Source organism: Roseateles sp. P5_E4, from assembly GCF_054049255.1.
Genome location: NZ_JBFUMS010000004.1, coordinates 330,657 through 346,473, shown reverse-complemented (window position 1 = coordinate 346,473; position 15,817 = coordinate 330,657). Strand labels below are relative to the sequence as shown.

Genomic DNA, 15,817 nt, shown 5'->3' with positions numbered 1-15,817 from the left:
TCACTTCACCCGTTTGAGTGAAGGCCGCGGGCCACCGCTGGGCGCGTCGGGTGGCGGGGGCGTGTCATCGCCCTCGTCGTCGCTGGCTTCGCTGGCCAGACGCAGGCCGCTGCGGCGCGGCTCCGGCGGCGCCGGGCTGGGCAGCGGTGCACCTTCGGCCAGCGCCTCGGGCGCCGGAAAGGCCATGCCCTGGCCGTTCTCGCGGGCGTAGATCGCGACAACATGATCCACCGGCACGACGATCTCTCGCGCGACGCCGCCGAAGCGCGCCTTGAACTGGATGAACTCGTTGCCGAGATCCAGTCCGCTGGTGGCATCGAAGCCGACGTTCAGCACGATCTCGTTGTTGGACACGTACTCCATCGGCACCTGCACCGAACGATCGACGTGGACCGCGATATAGGGCGTGAAGCCGTTGTCCGTGCACCAGTCGTGCAGCGCGCGGATCAGGTACGGGCGGGTGGACGTGCCATTGCCCGCCCCGCCTTCAACTCCTTGCGATTTATCCATGTACGACAGTCAACCCGGTCAGGGTGCAATACGGTCTGTAGACCCCGCGGCCGCTATGGAACCGGTTTTGCCGGGCCACTGACGGCGCCCCCTCGAGGGGGAAGCGCACAGCGCTTCGGGGTGGGCAATCAACGGCGCATGACCTTTTCCGAGGGCGTCAGCGCCTCGATGTAGGCCGGGCGGCTGAAGATGCGCTCGGCGTACTTGAGCAGCGGCAGCGCGTTCTTGGACATGTCGATGCCGTAGTAGTCCAGGCGCCACAGCAGCGGCGCGATGGCCACGTCGAGCATCGAGAAGTCGTCGCCCAGCATGTACTTGTTCTTCAGGAAGATCGGCGCGAGCTGGGTCAGGCGGTCGCGGATCTGCGAGCGAGCCTTCTCGAGCTGCTTGTCGGTCGCCTTGGTCGTCGTGCCGCGGCCCTCGAGGATGTTCACGTGGGCGAACAACTCCTTTTCGAAGTTCAGCAGGAACAGTCGAACGCGGGCGCGGGCCACCGGGTCGCCGGGCATCAGCTGCGGATGCGGGAAGCGCTCGTCGATGTACTCGTTGATGATGTGCGACTCGTACAGGATGAGGTCGCGCTCGACGAGGATGGGCACCTCGTTGTACGGGTTCATCAAAGCGATGTCTTCGGGCTTCGCGAACAGGTCAACGTCACGGATTTCGAAGTCCATGCCTTTCTCGAACAGCACGAAGCGGCAGCGGTGCGAGTAGGGGTCGGTGGTACCGGAGTAAAGGACCATCATGGCTTGGGCTCCCGAGGGGTCAGTCAATCAAAAACGCGCGACGGCTGGGGCCGCGCTGAAAAAGCAAACGCAGTGGGTGGCTACAAGCGCGCCCCACTGCGTGTTTCGACACCGCCCGAGAGCGGTGCCGGGATGGACGGGCTTACTTCACGTCCTTCCAGTACGAGGCGTTCAGTCGCCAGGCAAACACGGTCAGGATGGACAGGAAGATCAGCACGATCACGCCGAGCTGAAAGCGCTGGCCCTGCGCGGGCTCGCCCATCCACTGCAAATAGGCAACCAGGTCGGCCACGGCTTCGTCGTACTGGCGCTCGGACAGCGTGCCGGGCGTCAGTTGCTGGTAGCCGGCGAAGACGTGGGTCTTCTTGTCGTGGTCGTGCGGGTCGGCCACTTCCTCGAACTTGGCGGCGCGCTGGCCCTGCAGCTCCCACATCACATGCGGCATCGCGACGCTGGGGAAGGCCATGTTGTTCCAACCGGTGGCCTTGGTGTCGTCGCGGTAGAAGCTCCGCATGTAGGTGTAGAGATAGTCCGCACCCGAGCCCTTGGCACCATCGGCACGCGAGCGGGCGATGACGCTGAGGTCGGGCGGGTTGGCGCCGAACCAGGCCTTGGCGTCCTTCGGGTCGATGCTGACCTTCATGGTCTCACCGACCTTCTCGGCCGCGAACAGCAGGTTGTTCTTGATGTCGGCCTCGGACAGGCCAATGTCGCGCATGCGGTTGTAGCGCATGTAGGCGGCCGAGTGGCAGTTCAGGCAGTAGTTGACGAACAGCTTGGCACCGCTTTGCAGCGCCGCCATGTCCGACATCTTTTCCTTGGGGAACTTGTCCCACTCGATGCCGCCGGTGTTGGCCTGGGCGGCACCCACGAAGCCCAGGGTGGCCAGCAGGAGAGCGATCAGCTTTTTCATTGGTGTTGTTGCTCCGCGGCTCAGTGGGCGTGGAAGGTCACACGGTCCGGCACTGCCTTGGGCGTGCCGAGGCGGCTCCACCAGGGCATCAGCAGGAAGAAGCCGAAGTAGAACAAGGTGCCCACCTGGGCGACCAAGGTGCCCACGTCGCTCGGCGGCTGGATGCCGAGGTAGCCCAGCCACAGGAAGAAGACGACGAAGACGGCATACACATACTTGTGCCAGTCGGGGCGGTAGCGGATCGATTTGACCGGGCTGTGATCCAGCCAGGGCAGGAAGAACAGGATGATGACCGCGCCACCCATGACGACCACGCCCCAGAACTTGGCGTCGAAGACCTTGAGCAGGAAGATCAGCACGGCGGCCGCCACCAGCAGGGCCACCTTGGCGGCACCGCCGAACTTGCCCTTCAGGAAGCTCACGACGGCCGCGACGGCGACGACGCCGCACAGCACGTTGACCATGGTGTCGGTCGTCGCGCGCAGCATCGAGTAGAACGGCGTGAAGTACCAGACCGGGGCGATGTGAGCCGGCGTCTTCAGCGGGTCGGCCGGGATGAAGTTGTTGTACTCCAGGAAGTAGCCGCCCAGTTCCGGCGCGAAGAACAGGATGGCGGTGAATGCCATCAGGAAGATGCAGACGCCGTAGATGTCGTGCACCGTGTAGAACGGATGGAAGGCGATGCCGTCCAGCGGGATGCCGGTCTTCGGGTCCTTGTGCTTCTTGATCTCGACGCCGTCGGGGTTGTTGGAACCGACATCGTGCAGGGCCAGCAGGTGGGCAACCACCAGGCCCAGCAGCACCAGCGGCACGGCGATGACGTGGAAGCTGAAGAAGCGGTTCAGGGTCGCGTCGCCAACCACGTAGTCGCCGCGGATCATCAGCGCCAGGTCCGGGCCGACGAAGGGCACGGCAGYGAACAGGTTCACGATGACCTGGGCGCCCCAGTAGCTCATCTGGCCCCATGGCAGCAGATAGCCCATGAAGGCTTCGGCCATCAGGCACAGGAAGATCGCGCAGCCGAAGATCCAGACCAGCTCGCGCGGCTTGCGGTAGCTGCCGTAGATCAGGCCGCGGAACATGTGCAGGTAGACAACGACAAAGAAGGCCGAGGCGCCCGTGCTGTGCATGTAGCGGATCAGCCAGCCCCAGGGCACATCGCGCATGATGTACTCGACCGACGCGAAGGCCAGGCCCGCGTCGGGCTTGTAGTGCATCACCAGGAAGATGCCGGTGACGATCTGGATCACGAGGACCAGCAGCGCCAGCGAGCCGAAGATGTACCACCAGTTGAAGTTCTTCGGCGCGTAGTACTCCGACATGTGGACCTTGTAGGCGTCGAACGCGGTCGGGAACCGGTTCTCCAGCCAGGTCATGGTCTTCACGCCTGCCGAGGCGCCTGCGGGTGCTTCTTTGAATTCAGCCATGTCTCGTCCCGTGCTCCGTTAGGCCTTCTTGTCTTCACCGATGACCAGCCGGGTGTCCGACAGATACATGTATGGCGGCACTTCGAGGTTGTCGGGCGCGGGCTTGTTCTTGAACACGCGGCCGGCCATGTCGAAGGTAGAACCGTGGCAGGGGCACAGGAAACCGCCCGCCCAGTCATCCGGCAGCGAGGGCTGGGCGCCGGTTGCGAACTTGTCGCTCGGCGAGCAGCCCAGGTGCGAGCAGATGCCGACGACGACGAGGTACTCGGGCTTGATCGAGCGGTTCTCGTTCTTGGCGTAGTCGGGGATGGGGAAGGCCTTGCGGTCTGAGTTCGGGTCGGCCAGCTGGCCGTCGTTCTTCTTCAGGGCCTCGAGCTGTTCCGGCGTGCGGCGCACGATCCAGACCGGCTTGCCACGCCATTCGACGGTCAGCTTCTCACCGGGCTTGATGCCGGAGATGTCGACCTCGACGGGGGCACCAGCGGCCTTGGCGCGCTCGCTCGGCGCAAAAGTGCTGACGAAGGGCACGGCAGTCGCAACGCCACCAACGGCGCCGGCGCAACCGGTTGCAATCAACCAGGTGCGCTTGCCTTGGTCCACTTGCTGGTCACTCATGAGGGTCCTCTAAAGAGACTTCTGATCAGGGGCAGCCCAGGATTCTAACGGACGCTTACCCGAGGCTCGGCCAAGCGACGACCGACCGCAGGTTTACCCGCCTTCTGGCTCGCCGGACTTGGCGCCAACATCCGTCCGAGTCATCTCACAGACATCGCCATCCAGGAGCCCCGCATGAGTTTCTTCTCCGAGTTCAAGGAGTTCGCCGTCAAAGGCAATGTCGTCGACCTGGCGGTCGGCGTGATCATCGGCGGCGCCTTCGGCAAGATCGTCGACTCCCTGGTCGGCGACGTCATCATGCCGGTCGTCAGCAAGATCTTCGGCGGCTTGGATTTCAGCAATTACTTCATCCCGCTGGCCGGCCAGACGGCCACGACGCTGGCCGAAGCCAAGAAAACCGGCGCCGTGCTGGCCTATGGCAGCTTCCTGACCGTTTCGCTGAATTTCATCATCCTGGCTTTCGTCATCTTCCTGATGATTCAGCAGATCAACCGCCTCAAGCGCGAACCCGAAGCCGCGGCCGCGCCGGCCGAGCCGCCGGCCACGCCGGAAGACATTCAACTGCTGCGGGAGATTCGCGATTCGCTGAAGCGCTAAGCTCTCGCGCCGCCCGTCGCCCGGTAAGCAATGGTTACCGGGCTTTTTTGTGCCAGGAATTTGGCAACTGGTTGAAAACCCGCACCTGTTGCAGGCGCGATACTTTCGACGCAGCTCGTGCCACTAGTTGATGAACGCGCCAGAGATACGCCTGAACCCGCACCTCGAAGCCTCGCTGACCCGCATTCGTCTGGCGGGTGAGCAGGCGGCTGAGCGCTGCGCGGAAGGTCTCGGACTGTCGGCGCTGTCCTCGGGGCAGGTCAAGCGTCGCGACGCCCTGCTCGCGGCTCAATTCGTGTTCCGCCAGCAACAAGGCGTGTTCTCGCAGCGTTTTGTGCAGAGCTTGCGCAAACAGGTGTCGGCCGAACAATCCGATACCAAGCCGCCGCAGGCGGCGCCCACGGCCAAAAAGGCCTGGGGCGAGCTTTCGCTGATGGACGACGACCAGGTCAACAACCTGGTAGCCGCGGACCGCATCGGCCTGGCCATCGGCCACCACTGTGAGTGGGAGTTGCGCGAGGTCGAGTCCTATGTCGCCGGCATCCAGGTCGGTGAACGCAACCCCTTGCGGCCCGAGCTCATCGGCCAGGGCCTGCTTGATGCCATCCAGGCCATCACCGACGACCCTGTCACCCGCCAGACGCTGACTGACGAATTGACTCGCGCGCTGGCCCAGGAGATGCGCGCCTGCTATGCCGATATTGCCGAGTTGCTGCGCTCGCGCGGCCTGCGGCCCCAGGACTTGCGCGTGCGCGCATCGCCGGATGGCACCGCCTCGCGCCTCGGCGGCCTGGGTGCAGCCACCCAGCCTGGCGATCTCGATTCGGGCCTTGGCGGCATGTCCTCGCGCGGTGGCTACGGTGGCTCAGGGCATGGCGGCCTGGGTGGCCAGGGAAGCCCTGGCGGCGGCCGCAACAGCGGCTTCGGCGGAGCCGGCGGCAGCTTTGGCAGCCGCGGCGGCGGCGGAGGCAGCGGCGGCATTGGCCGGGTCGACCCCCAGATGATGGACCTGCTGCGCCGCCTGGCGCAGACGCCCGGCGCCTACGAGCCGGCCTATGACAGCCACGGCAACTCCAGCCGCATGGGCCTTGACACCCTCAGCGGTGAGCCCAGCGCCTGGGGGCAGATGCCGCTGCCGCCCAACCTGATCAACCAGCATCGCGACGAACTGCGTCAGATGGCCACGGGCCGGCTGGACCACATGGTCATCGACGTCGTCGCCGGCCTGTTCGACCAGATCCTGTCCGACCCCAAGGTGCCGCCGCAGATGGCGCGCCTGCTGGCCCGCCTGCAGTTGCCCGTGCTGCGCGTGGCCCTGGGCGACGAAACCTTCTTCTCCTCGCGCCGCCACCCGGTGCGCGTGTTCGTCAATCGCATGGCGTCCCTCGCCTGTGCCTTTGAAGACTTCAGCGACGACCCCGGCCGCTCCTTCCTGGCCCATGTGCGCGACCTCGTGCAGGACGTCGCCCAGGGCGATTTCGACCGCATGGACGTCTACACGTCCAAGCTGGACGCCCTGGAAGCCTTCATCACCGAGCAGACCCGCAGCACGTTGAAGGCTGCCGGCGACGCCGCCGCCGTCGTCGAACGCCGCGAGACCGACCTGCGCCTGCAGCAGCGCTACGCCCTGCAACTGCAGCAGCAGCTCGCCCGTGTGCCAATGCAGGACTTCCTGCGCACCTTCCTGGCTCAAGTCTGGTCCCAGGCCATCGTGCTGGCTTCGCGCGAGGGCGCGCCGGAGCGGGCCCTGCGCCTGCGCACGCTCGGCCGCACCCTGGTCATGAGCGTGCAGCCCAAGGGCGGCACGGCCGCGCGCGCCGATTTCCTGCGCGAGCTGCCCAATCTGATGCGCACCCTCAACGAGGGCATGGACCTGATCCGCTGGCCAGACGGCCCGCGCAAGGACTTCTTCGGCGTGCTGCTGCCCGCGCATGCCGAATCGCTGAAGGGCCAGGCCGCCAGCGCCCTGGACACCAACCTGCTGATCAAGCAGCTCGACCAGATCTTCGGCGTCGCGCCACCGGCCGAGGCCGACCTCGCCAAGCCCATGGCCGGCGAAACCGCGCCCGGCGACCTCGACGCCAGCCAGCGCCTGACGCCGGCCGAGGCCAAGAGCCTGGGCCTCGTCGAGGAAGCCAGCGTCGACTGGAACGGCGAGCTGGACCTCGACCTGTCAGGCAACGACGCGGCGGCCGCGGCCGAACCGCTGCAGGCTGTGGACATCTCCATCGACGGCCTGCCCGCCGCCGAGGGCGCACCCGAGGCCAGCAGCGGCGCCCTGCTGGTGGACAACATGCAGCTCGGCTTCGCCTACCAGATGCACACCGGCAACGAATGGCAGAAGGTGCGCCTGGCCCATGTCAGCGCCGGGCGCAGCTTCTTCATCTTCACGCACGGCAACCGCCACCAGGAGACGGTGACGATGACGGCCCGCATGCTGAGGAAGCTCTGCGAGGCCGACCGCATGCGCGCCTATGAACACGGCCTGCTGCTGGAGCGCGCGACGGCTCGTGCCCGGGCGCAACTGGCGGCGCTCGGCGGCCGCTAGCCGCCGATCAGCCGTCGCGCCATCGCCAGTGCCGCGCCCAGGCTGGCCGGGTCGGCCAGGCCTCGCCCCGCGATGTCGAAAGCCGTGCCGTGGTCGGGGCTGGTGCGCACGAAGGGCAGGCCCAGCGTCACGTTGACGCCCTGCTCCACCCCGAGGTATTTGACCGGGATCAAGCCATGGTCGTGCACCATCGCCACGACGACGTCGAACTCGCCGCGCCGGGCCCGCATGAAGATGGTGTCGGGCGCATAAGGGCCGCTGGCGTCCATGCCGGCCGCACGCGCGTCGGCAATGGCGGGCGCGATATGCAGGATCTCTTCATCACCGAACAAGCCGCCTTCGCCGGCATGCGGGTTCAGCCCAGCCACGGCAATGCGGGGCGCGGCGATGCCCATGCGCTGCAGTGCGGCCTGCGTGATGCGCAGCGTCTCTGCCACCGCCTCGCGGGTCACACGCGAGATGGCTTCGCGCAGCGAGCAGTGGATGGTGACGAGCACCGTGCGCAGCTCCTCGTTGGCCAGCATCATGCGCACCGGAACGCCCCCCGCCAGGGCCTGCAGCATTTCCGTATGGCCCGGGTAGGGCGAGCCGGCCGCATGCAGGGCTTCCTTGTGAATGGGCGCCGTGATGAGGGCGCGCGCATGGCCCGCCTGAATCAGGCCAACAGCAGCCTCGATGCACAGGGCTGCGGCCGCGCCGGCACGGGCATCGACCTGGCCCAAGGGGGCATCGATCAAGCCTGCGGGCAGGCCAGCGGGCTGCCAGACCGGCAGGCAGCGCAGCGGTACGCGGCCTAACTCATCGGCCCCATGCAATTCGGCGACCGCCAGGCCACCGCCGGCAGCAGCGACCGCGCGCCTCATGACGGCAACGTCGCCGACCACCAGGGCATCCCGCGGCATCTCGTGCCGCCACAACTTGGCGATGATCTCGGGGCCGATGCCACAGGCATCACCCATGCTGAGGACCAGGGGCTGGCCTAGGGAGTTTTCCGGGGTCATGCCGCATTCTTTCATCACCCCGGCAGCGCGCTGGCAGACTGCCCACCGGCTCATCACGCCGTGGAGACTTTCTTGCGCAAGACCCTTGTTGCCGCCCTGATCGCCGGTCTGCATCTGACCGCCCCCGCCGCCACCCAGCCGGCACCCAAGGCCAATGCAGCCGCTACCGACGCTGTCGCCAAAGCCCATCAGGCCCTGCTGGCCCTGTTCGACGAAGCCTGGGAATCCGAGGCCCATGCGGCGCCGGAATGGGCCACGCTGCGCGGTGACCTGCGCTTCAATGACAAGCTGAGCGACCGTTCCGCGGCCGGCCTGGCCGCCCGCGACGCTTTTGCCCGCGACATGCTGGCCCGCGCCCGTGCGGTGGACGCGGCCCAGCTCAGCGACACCGACCGTGTCTCGCTGGCCCTTTTCATCAACCGCTACCAGCAGGAGGTGGCCATGCAAGGCTTCGCCGGCTGGCGCACCTTGACGCTGGGCACCCTGTACGGCGCGCAATCGGCCCTGGCCGGCTTTGCGCGCAATGTGCCGGTCAACAACGAGACCCAGGTCAAGCAGTGGCTGACGCGCCTGGCCGCCTACCCGGCGCGGGTCGACCAGGAAATCGCCATCCTGCGCCAGGGTCTGACCCTGGGTTGGGTCACCTCCAAGCCGGTGCTGGCGCGTGCCATTGCCCAGGTGGAAGGGCAACTGACCGAGGACGTCACCAAGAGCCCGGTCTACGAACCCTTCACGCGCATGACGGTGGACGCCAGCGTCAAGGTCAACTACCAGGCCCAGGGCCAGGCGGCCATGCGCGAGATCTTCTACCCGGCCCAGCGCAGGCTGCTCGCCGTCATGAAGGACGAGCTGCTGCCGAAGGCGCCGGACAGCGGCTCGCTGTCGACCTATCCCGGCGGCGACAAGGTCTACGAGGCGTTGATCCAGCGCCATGTGACGTTGCCGCTGGCGGCGGGCGACATCCACACCACCGGCCTGCGCGAGGCCGCGCGCATCCGCGCCGAGATGGAGAAGGTCAAGGCCGAGGCCGGTTTCGACGGTGACCTCGCCGCCTTCAAGAAATTCCTCTACAGCGACCCCAAGTTCTTCAACCAGACGGCCGACGAGCTGCTGGACGGCTACCGCGCCATCGCCAAACGCATCGACCCCGAGCTGCCCAAGCTCTTCGCCCAGCTGCCGCGCTCGCCCTATGGCATCCGCGGCATGCCGCCCTACACCGGCGAAGGCGCGGCCGACAACTACAACGGCCCGTCGCTGGACGGCACGACGCCCGGCTGGTTCAACGCCAACGCAATCTCCTTCAAGCGCCGGCCGAAATGGGCGATGGAGACGCTGGTCGCCCACGAGACCGTGCCTGGTCACCATCTGCAGATCTCGCGCCAGGTCGAGCTGGGCGAGCTGCCCAACTTCCGCCGCCAGTCGCAGTACTCGGTCTTCAGCGAGGGCTGGGCGCTGTATGCCGAGACGCTGGGCCCGCAGATCGGCCTGTTCCGCGACCCCTACGCGCGCTTTGGCCACTTGCAGGCGCAGATGTTCCGCGCCGCGCGCCTGGTCGTTGATACCGGTCTGCATGCCCTGGGCTGGAACCGCGACAAGGCCATCGCCTACATGATCGAGCAGACCGGCCACGACGCCACCTTCATGACGGCCGAGGTCGACCGCTACCTGTCCCAGCCCGGCCAGGCGCTGAGCTACATGATGGGCGAGCTGAAGATCAAGGAGCTGCGCGCCCGCTCGGAAGTCGCGCTGGGCGCCAAGTTCGACCAGCGCCGCTTCCACATGGCCGTCATCGACCAGGGCGCCATGCCGCTGCCGCTGCTGGAGCAGCGCATCAACGCCTGGATCTTGAGCGAAAAGGCACGGCCATGAGCTACGCAATCGGCATTCCCGGCCAGCCCTGGGGCCCGGGCGAGGTCGCCGCCTGGCGCGGGCGCCTCGTCAAGCAGCGCAGCTTTGCGGCTGACGTGCTCGCCACCATCGAGCCTCTGAAGCAGGATTTCGACGTCAGCGAATACGGCGCCGTGGTCTGTGACGGCGAACGCTTCCCGCTGCTGGCCATCCGCAGCCGCGGCTGGCGCCAGGACCTGCCCGTCCTCGTCGTGACCGGCGGCGTGCATGGCTACGAGACCAGCGGCGTGCATGGTGCGCTGCAGTTCGTCCGCGAGCATGGGCAGGAAGCTGCCGGCCAGGCCAACCTGCTGGTGGTGCCCTGCGTCAGCCCCTGGGCCTATGAGCGCATCCAGCGCTGGAACTTCGATGCAATCGACCCCAACCGCAACTTCCGCGAGGGCAGCCCCGTGCCGGAGTCCACGGCCCTGGTGGCCCTGCTCGCGCCGCTGCGCGGCCGCGTGCTGATGCACATCGACCTGCACGAGACCACCGACACGGACGAATCAGAGTTCCGCCCTGCCCTGGCGGCGCGCGATGGCGAGGTGTTCGAGCCCGGGCTGATTCCCGATGGTTTTTACCTCGTCGACGACGCCGAACACCCGCAACCGGAGTTCCAGAAGGCCGTCATCGCCGCGGTGGCCCAGGTCACCCACATCGCCGAGCCCGATGTCAACGGCCAGATCATCGGCTGCCCGCTGCAGTCGCCCGGCGTCATCAGCTTCGCAGTGCGCAGCCGCAACCTGTGCGCCGCCATCACCGGCGCCCGCTTCAGCACGACGACCGAGGTCTACCCGGACAGCGCGCGCGCCACGCCCGAGCAATGCAATGCGGCGCAGGTCGCGGCCACCCGGGCCGCGATCGGCTACGCGCTGGCGGCCGAGATCTGAACCTCAGGCGGCGTCATTCGCAGACCAGCAGGCCTCTGGCACCCACCCCATGCGTGGACTGCAGCAAAGAGGTGGCATTTACCAGCCGCCCCATCCGGCGTCGCACGACGCCCTCGGCATCACGCTCGAGCTTGACGCAGAGGTCGGGGTCCAGTCCCATCGCGATGCGCTCCTCGAAGGTGGGCCTGGGTGAATTGCTGCGCGGGTCGGTCGTGGCCGGGTTGGCCAGGGCGCCGCGCAGGATTTCGGGGCTGGGCCTCAGGTTCAGCGCGCCGGGTGCAGACGCCGCCGCACCGGGCGACAGGGCCGCACCCGTCGCCGCGACCACGGGCGCGCCTTCGCCGTCCGGTGCGCCCGGCAGGGTTGGCGTGGGTCTTGGGCTGATGCCCGGTGATGGGGCGGTGGGCTGCCGCGCCTGCACGCGCGCCGCACGCTGGTGCAACTGCGGCGGCGGGGGCAGCAGGCGCAGCACCACTGAACGCCGCGCTTCTTCGCCTGCCGCTGGCCACCGCCGCGCCTGCCAGATGAGCAGCAGCAACGCCGCATGCCCCAACAGCACGGCCCAGACCGCCATCTGCCGACGCCGGGACGAAGCCAGGCGCCAGCGGCCTGGCCGCGTGACGGCCTCCGCGGCCTTCACGCGCCGGCCAGATGAAGGCCAAGCATCCCAAGGACACGAGTGGGCGAGAGGGCAACGCAATAGCAGCAGGAAGGCATGCCGGATGCTAGGAGCCGCGGCCCCGCGCCGGGTTACGCCAGGGTTAGGTCAGGCCGGGTTGTCCACGTCGATGAACTGCCAGGTGAGGCCCAGATCCTGCGCGACCTGGGCACCGACGCCCTGCACGCCATAGCGCTCGGTGGCATGGTGGCCGGCCGCGATGAAGGCAACGCCGGTCTCGCGGGCATAGTGGGCTTGGGGCTCGGAGATCTCGCCGGTGATGAAGACATCGGCGCCCGCCGCGATGGCCGACTCGAAATAGCCCTGGGCGCCGCCGGTGCACCAGGCGACGCGGCGCAGCGGGCGGCCGTCGCCCGGCACGGCGGTCACGTTGCGGCCCAGCGCATCGCGAAGCCTCACCGTCAGCGCGGCAAGGTCGGTGGGCTCGATGGCCGCGCTGAAACCGAGATCCTGCTCGCCGAAGCGGCTGTCCGCAGCCCAGCCGAATTGCGCACCAAGCTGCGCGTTGTTGCCCAATGTCGGGTGAGCGTCCAGCGGCAGGTGATAGGCAAAGAGGTTGATGTCTTGCTGGATCAACCGCGCCAGGCGCTGCTTCATCCAGCCCGTCACGCGGCCATCCTGTCCACGCCAGAACAGGCCGTGATGGACCAGGATGGCACCCGCCCCGACGGCAATGGCCGCGTCGATCAGGGCCAGGCTGGCCGTGACGCCGCAGACGAGATGACCCACCTCGGCGCGCCCCTCGACCTGCAGACCGTTCGGCCCATAATCCTTGAAGCGCGTGGGCTCCAGCAGCTGGTTCAGGCGGAGTTCCAGCGCGGCGCGATCGGTCATGGCTTGATGGGGATGTAGGTGTTGAAACGGCTCTGGCTGATTTTCGCGCAGGCGGTCACCGTCGCCCTGGCCGCCCTCTTCGTCGTCTCGACGCTGAAGCCGCAATGGCTGCACGAGGCACGGCTACCCCATGCCACCGTCGCCCAGACCGCACGCCAGATCGCCTTGCCCTCCTCGCCTGCCGCCTCCGTCGTGCGGGCCGGTTTCTCGCAGGCCGCTCGCGTCGCAGCGCCGGCCGTCGTCAGCATCACGGCCAGCAAGGCGCCGTCGCGCGCGGGCCGGGCGCATGAACAGCTGTTCGGCTTCCCGTTCGGGCTGCGCCAGCCCCGCGGCAGTCCCCAGCTTGGCCTGGGCTCGGGCGTCATCATCTCGGCTGACGGCGTGCTGCTGACCAACAACCATGTCGTCGAGGGCGCCTCCGACATCGAGGTCATGCTCAGCGACGGCCGCCAGGCCCAGGCCAAGCTCATCGGCACCGATCCCGAGACCGATGTGGCCGTGCTGAAGATCAGCCTGCCCGATCTGCCGGTCATCGCGATGGGCGATGCGGCCAGCCTGGCGGTCGGTGACGTCGTGCTGGCCATCGGCAACCCGTTCAACGTCGGCCAGACGGTCACGTCGGGCATCGTGTCGGCGCTGGGCCGCAACCAGCTCGGCATCAACACCTTCGAGAACTTCATCCAGACCGACGCGGCCATCAACCCGGGTAATTCGGGCGGCGCGCTGGTGGACGCCGATGGCCGGCTGGTGGGCATCAACACGGCCATCTTCTCGCGCAGCGGCGGGTCCCTGGGCATTGGCTTCGCCATCCCGGTCGACGTGGCCCGCCAGGTGGCGGCCTCGCTGCTGCAGGACGGCGTCGTCGCGCGCGGCTGGATCGGCGTGCAGACGCGCGAGCTGACGCCCGAACTGGCCGAGGCACTGAAGCTGGGCGATGCCAAGGGCGTGCTGATCGGCGGCGTCGTCAACGACGCGCCGGCGGCCAAGGCTGGCATCAAGCCGGGCGACGTGCTGACCCGCATCGGCGAGCATGCCGTCACGACGCCAGCCGAACTGCTGGCCAGCGTGGCGGCCCTCAAGCCCAGCAGTCAGGTCGAGGTGGGCGTGCAGCGCGCCGGCAAGGCCATGCACTTCCAGCTCGCCGTGGCCCAGCGGCCCAAGCCGCAGCGCGATCAGGACGACTGATCGGGGGTGGTCTGCTCCGCCTCGTCGGGCGCCTTGGTATGGCGCACGAAGTAGGTGGACGCAAACAGGCCCACCTCGTAGAGCAGGCACATCGGGATCGCCAGTGCGAGCTGCGAAACGATGTCGGGCGGCGTGATGACGGCCGCAACGATGAAGGCCACGACGATGAAGTAGCCGCGCCATTCGCGCAGCTTCTCCACCGACACGATGCCCATGCGCACCAGCACGACAACGACGATGGGCACCTCGAAGGCCGCACCAAAGGCGATGAACATGTTCATCACGAAGCCGAGATAGGCCTCGATGTCCGGCGCCGCCGTGATGCTCTTGGGCGCGAAGCTCTGGATGAAGGCGAAGACCTTCTTGAAGACGAAGAAGTAGCAGAAGGCCACGCCGCCGAAGAACAGCAGCGTGCTCGACACGACCAGCGGCATCACCAGGCGCTTCTCGTGCGAGTACAGGCCCGGCGCGACGAAGGCCCAGGCCTGGTAGAGCACGATGGGCAAAGCCAGCATGAAGGCGGCCAGCATGGTGATCTTGATCGGCACGAAGAAGGGCGCGATGACGTTGGTCGCGATCATCTTGGTGCCTTCGGGCAGGTTGGCCACGAGCGGCGCCGCCAGCCAGTCGTAAAGCTGGCTCGGCCCGGGGTAGAGGCACAGCACGCCGAAGCAGACCGCGATGGCGATGACGGCGCGCAGCAGCCGGTCGCGCAGCTCCATCAGGTGGGTGACGAAGGGCTGTTCGGTACCGGCCAGTTCGTCGTGGTCGGGGTTCTGGAAGGAGCTCATCGGTTCAGGCCTGGTGGGCGGAATCGCGCCACGCGGGCAGCTCCCGATTGGGTATGACGCTTCACACCGGCCTTCTGCTTGAACCACATCGGCGTCGACCCGCGCTTGAGGCGCCAGTTCTTTTTAGGGTGGCGGTACTCGGGCGGCGGTGGCGCGATCGTCGTGCCGGCTTCGTAGGACGAATCGCTGGTCACGTCCTGCCAGGTCTGGTTCATCGCCTGCGTTGCGGTGTCCACCTCCTGGCGCACGCTCTGCTCGACGTCCTGGACCGCCGTCTGGAACTGGGTCTTCATTTTCTGAAGCTCCTCCAGTTCGATGGAGCGGTTGACCTCGGCCTTCACGTCCGCCACATAGCGCTGTGCCTTGCCCAGCAAGGTGCCCACCGTGCGGGCCACGCGCGGCAGCTTCTCGGGGCCGATGACGATCAAGGCCACCGCGCCGATCAGCGCGATCTTGTCGAAGCCGAAGTCAAGCACTTAGGACTTGGTCTTCGCGTCGACGTCGACCGTGTTCGGGTCATTGACCTTGCGGGCGGTGACCTGTTGGGGCGCTGCGGCTTGATCTTCGGAGGTCGTGCCGTCCTTCACCCCGTCCTTGAACCCCTTGACGGCTGCGCCGAGGTCGGAACCGACATTGCGCAGCTTCTTGGTGCCGAAGATGGCGATGACTACGACGAGGACGATCAGCCAGTGCCAAATACTGAATGAACCCATGATGTTGACTCCTTGTGGACTGGCTCAAATTCTAGGTGAGGGATGACCCTAGCATCCTGGGTCATTTCGAGGCCGATCACGTTCCGGTGCGATCGTGCTCAGCCCTTAGGTTTGGTCACAACTCAGCCTTTCAACCACGGCCGAGGCCCGCCCATCACATGCAGATGCAGGTGCAACACCTCCTGACCGCCGTCCGGACCCGTGTTGATGACGTGGCGGAAGCCGTTGGTAACACCCAGTTCCTTCATCAAACGCGGGCCCAGGGCCGTCATCTTGCCCAGCAGCGCAGCCTCGGCCTCGGTCACGTCCGCCATGGAGGCGATGTGGCGCTTGGGGATGATGAGAACGTGGACGGGTGCCCAGGGATGGATGTCATGGAAGGCCAGAACGTCCTCGTCCTCATAGGCCTTCTTGCTCGGGATCTGGCCGGCGACGATCTTGCAGAACAGGCAGTTGGGATCGTGAGTCATCTTTTACTCGC

At 67.0% G+C, this 15,817-nt stretch carries 17 protein-coding genes; 5 read left to right on the top strand and 12 right to left on the bottom strand.

What is annotated here, in order from left to right:
• The 5 genes from ACXJLH_RS10785 to petA all read right to left on the bottom strand — a co-directional run bounded on the left by ACXJLH_RS10785 (nt 1) and on the right by petA (nt 4,211).
• A complete protein-coding gene (locus tag ACXJLH_RS10785; protein WP_457443975.1) occupies nt 1–510 on the bottom strand; it encodes a ClpXP protease specificity-enhancing factor in 510 nt (169 codons plus the stop codon).
• 128 nt (nt 511–638) lie between these two features.
• Nucleotides 639–1,256, bottom strand: a complete 618-nt coding sequence (locus ACXJLH_RS10780) for a glutathione S-transferase N-terminal domain-containing protein (protein ID WP_056192820.1) — start codon at nt 1,254–1,256, stop codon at nt 639–641.
• Nucleotides 1,257–1,398: 142 nt separating this feature from the next.
• Nucleotides 1,399–2,169, bottom strand: a complete 771-nt coding sequence (locus tag ACXJLH_RS10775) for a cytochrome c1 (RefSeq protein WP_056192823.1) — start codon at nt 2,167–2,169, stop codon at nt 1,399–1,401.
• A 20-nt stretch (nt 2,170–2,189) separates the two neighbouring features.
• Entirely contained in the window at nt 2,190–3,596 is a 1,407-nt protein-coding gene (locus ACXJLH_RS10770; protein WP_457443973.1) for a cytochrome b, read from the bottom strand.
• A gap of 18 nt (nt 3,597–3,614) precedes the next feature.
• The gene (gene petA / locus ACXJLH_RS10765) at nt 3,615–4,211 is read right to left on the bottom strand and encodes a ubiquinol-cytochrome c reductase iron-sulfur subunit (RefSeq protein WP_056192837.1); all 597 of its coding nucleotides are present in this window, start codon (nt 4,209–4,211) and stop codon (nt 3,615–3,617) included.
• A 174-nt stretch (nt 4,212–4,385) separates the two neighbouring features.
• On the opposite strand from petA, the gene mscL reads away from it, so the two are divergent.
• Nucleotides 4,386–4,808 (top strand): large conductance mechanosensitive channel protein MscL, encoded by a 423-nt coding sequence (gene mscL, locus ACXJLH_RS10760; RefSeq protein ID WP_056192848.1) that lies wholly within the window; start codon nt 4,386–4,388, stop codon nt 4,806–4,808.
• Between the two features lie 130 nt (nt 4,809–4,938).
• Nucleotides 4,939–7,356 carry a DUF1631 family protein gene (locus ACXJLH_RS10755; RefSeq protein WP_457443971.1) on the top strand — a complete coding sequence of 806 codons (2,418 nt, stop codon included), beginning with the start codon at nt 4,939–4,941 and terminating at the stop codon, nt 7,354–7,356.
• Here ACXJLH_RS10755 and pdxA read toward each other — a convergent pair.
• The gene (pdxA, locus tag ACXJLH_RS10750) at nt 7,353–8,357 is read right to left on the bottom strand and encodes a 4-hydroxythreonine-4-phosphate dehydrogenase PdxA (protein ID WP_457443969.1); all 1,005 of its coding nucleotides are present in this window, start codon (nt 8,355–8,357) and stop codon (nt 7,353–7,355) included. The genes ACXJLH_RS10755 and pdxA overlap by 4 nt on opposite strands.
• Before the next feature lie 72 nt (nt 8,358–8,429).
• Here pdxA and ACXJLH_RS10745 point away from each other — a divergent pair, with 72 nt between their 5' ends.
• Together ACXJLH_RS10745 and ACXJLH_RS10740 are read left to right on the top strand one after the other, a co-directional pair.
• The gene (locus tag ACXJLH_RS10745) at nt 8,430–10,226 is read left to right on the top strand and encodes a DUF885 domain-containing protein (protein ID WP_457443967.1); all 1,797 of its coding nucleotides are present in this window, start codon (nt 8,430–8,432) and stop codon (nt 10,224–10,226) included.
• The gene (locus ACXJLH_RS10740) at nt 10,223–11,134 is read left to right on the top strand and encodes a M14 family metallopeptidase (protein WP_457443965.1); all 912 of its coding nucleotides are present in this window, start codon (nt 10,223–10,225) and stop codon (nt 11,132–11,134) included. Before ACXJLH_RS10745 ends, ACXJLH_RS10740 begins: the two co-directional genes overlap by 4 nt.
• Nucleotides 11,135–11,147: 13 nt before the next feature.
• On the opposite strand, the gene ACXJLH_RS10735 is transcribed toward ACXJLH_RS10740, so the two are convergent.
• Nucleotides 11,148–11,774: a hypothetical protein gene (locus ACXJLH_RS10735; RefSeq protein ID WP_056192861.1), complete on the bottom strand. Its 627-nt coding sequence runs from the start codon at nt 11,772–11,774 to the stop codon at nt 11,148–11,150.
• 126 nt (nt 11,775–11,900) lie between these two features.
• Nucleotides 11,901–12,647, bottom strand: a complete 747-nt coding sequence (locus ACXJLH_RS10730; RefSeq protein WP_457443963.1) for a Nif3-like dinuclear metal center hexameric protein — start codon at nt 12,645–12,647, stop codon at nt 11,901–11,903.
• 21 nt (nt 12,648–12,668) lie between these two features.
• Here ACXJLH_RS10730 and ACXJLH_RS10725 point away from each other — a divergent pair, with 21 nt between their 5' ends.
• A complete protein-coding gene (locus ACXJLH_RS10725) occupies nt 12,669–13,832 on the top strand; it encodes a S1C family serine protease (RefSeq protein ID WP_457324413.1) in 1,164 nt (387 codons plus the stop codon).
• On the opposite strand, the gene tatC is transcribed toward ACXJLH_RS10725, so the two are convergent.
• The 4 genes from tatC to ACXJLH_RS10705 all read right to left on the bottom strand — a co-directional run bounded on the left by tatC (nt 13,820) and on the right by ACXJLH_RS10705 (nt 15,806).
• Nucleotides 13,820–14,623 (bottom strand): twin-arginine translocase subunit TatC, encoded by an 804-nt coding sequence (gene tatC / locus ACXJLH_RS10720; protein WP_056192870.1) that lies wholly within the window; start codon nt 14,621–14,623, stop codon nt 13,820–13,822. The two genes, ACXJLH_RS10725 and tatC, sit on opposite strands and share 13 nt — an antisense overlap.
• Nucleotides 14,620–15,099 carry a Sec-independent protein translocase protein TatB gene (gene tatB, locus ACXJLH_RS10715; protein WP_457324414.1) on the bottom strand — a complete coding sequence of 160 codons (480 nt, stop codon included), beginning with the start codon at nt 15,097–15,099 and terminating at the stop codon, nt 14,620–14,622. The genes tatC and tatB overlap by 4 nt, the downstream gene beginning before the upstream one ends.
• Nucleotides 15,100–15,336, bottom strand: coding sequence for a Sec-independent protein translocase subunit TatA (gene tatA, locus ACXJLH_RS10710; RefSeq protein ID WP_457443962.1), 237 nt, complete (start codon nt 15,334–15,336; stop codon nt 15,100–15,102).
• A gap of 122 nt (nt 15,337–15,458) precedes the next feature.
• Nucleotides 15,459–15,806 (bottom strand): histidine triad nucleotide-binding protein, encoded by a 348-nt coding sequence (locus ACXJLH_RS10705; RefSeq protein WP_457390326.1) that lies wholly within the window; start codon nt 15,804–15,806, stop codon nt 15,459–15,461.
• Between the last annotated feature and the right edge of the window lie 11 nt (nt 15,807–15,817).

Excerpts from the sequence above, each read along its gene's own strand:
- ACXJLH_RS10785 (WP_457443975.1), bottom strand. The coding sequence starts at position 510 with ATGGATAAATCGCAAGGAGTTGAAGGCGGGGCGGGCAATGGCACGTCC.
- ACXJLH_RS10780 (WP_056192820.1), bottom strand. The coding sequence starts at position 1,256 with ATGATGGTCCTTTACTCCGGTACCACCGACCCCTACTCGCACCGCTGC.
- ACXJLH_RS10775 (WP_056192823.1), bottom strand. The coding sequence starts at position 2,169 with ATGAAAAAGCTGATCGCTCTCCTGCTGGCCACCCTGGGCTTCGTGGGT.
- petA (WP_056192837.1), bottom strand. The coding sequence starts at position 4,211 with ATGAGTGACCAGCAAGTGGACCAAGGCAAGCGCACCTGGTTGATTGCA.
- mscL (WP_056192848.1), top strand. The coding sequence starts at position 4,386 with ATGAGTTTCTTCTCCGAGTTCAAGGAGTTCGCCGTCAAAGGCAATGTC.
- ACXJLH_RS10755 (WP_457443971.1), top strand. The coding sequence starts at position 4,939 with ATGAACGCGCCAGAGATACGCCTGAACCCGCACCTCGAAGCCTCGCTG.
- pdxA (WP_457443969.1), bottom strand. The coding sequence starts at position 8,357 with ATGACCCCGGAAAACTCCCTAGGCCAGCCCCTGGTCCTCAGCATGGGT.
- ACXJLH_RS10740 (WP_457443965.1), top strand. The coding sequence starts at position 10,223 with ATGAGCTACGCAATCGGCATTCCCGGCCAGCCCTGGGGCCCGGGCGAG.
- ACXJLH_RS10730 (WP_457443963.1), bottom strand. The coding sequence starts at position 12,647 with ATGACCGATCGCGCCGCGCTGGAACTCCGCCTGAACCAGCTGCTGGAG.
- tatC (WP_056192870.1), bottom strand. The coding sequence starts at position 14,623 with ATGAGCTCCTTCCAGAACCCCGACCACGACGAACTGGCCGGTACCGAA.
- tatA (WP_457443962.1), bottom strand. The coding sequence starts at position 15,336 with ATGGGTTCATTCAGTATTTGGCACTGGCTGATCGTCCTCGTCGTAGTC.
- ACXJLH_RS10705 (WP_457390326.1), bottom strand. The coding sequence starts at position 15,806 with ATGACTCACGATCCCAACTGCCTGTTCTGCAAGATCGTCGCCGGCCAG.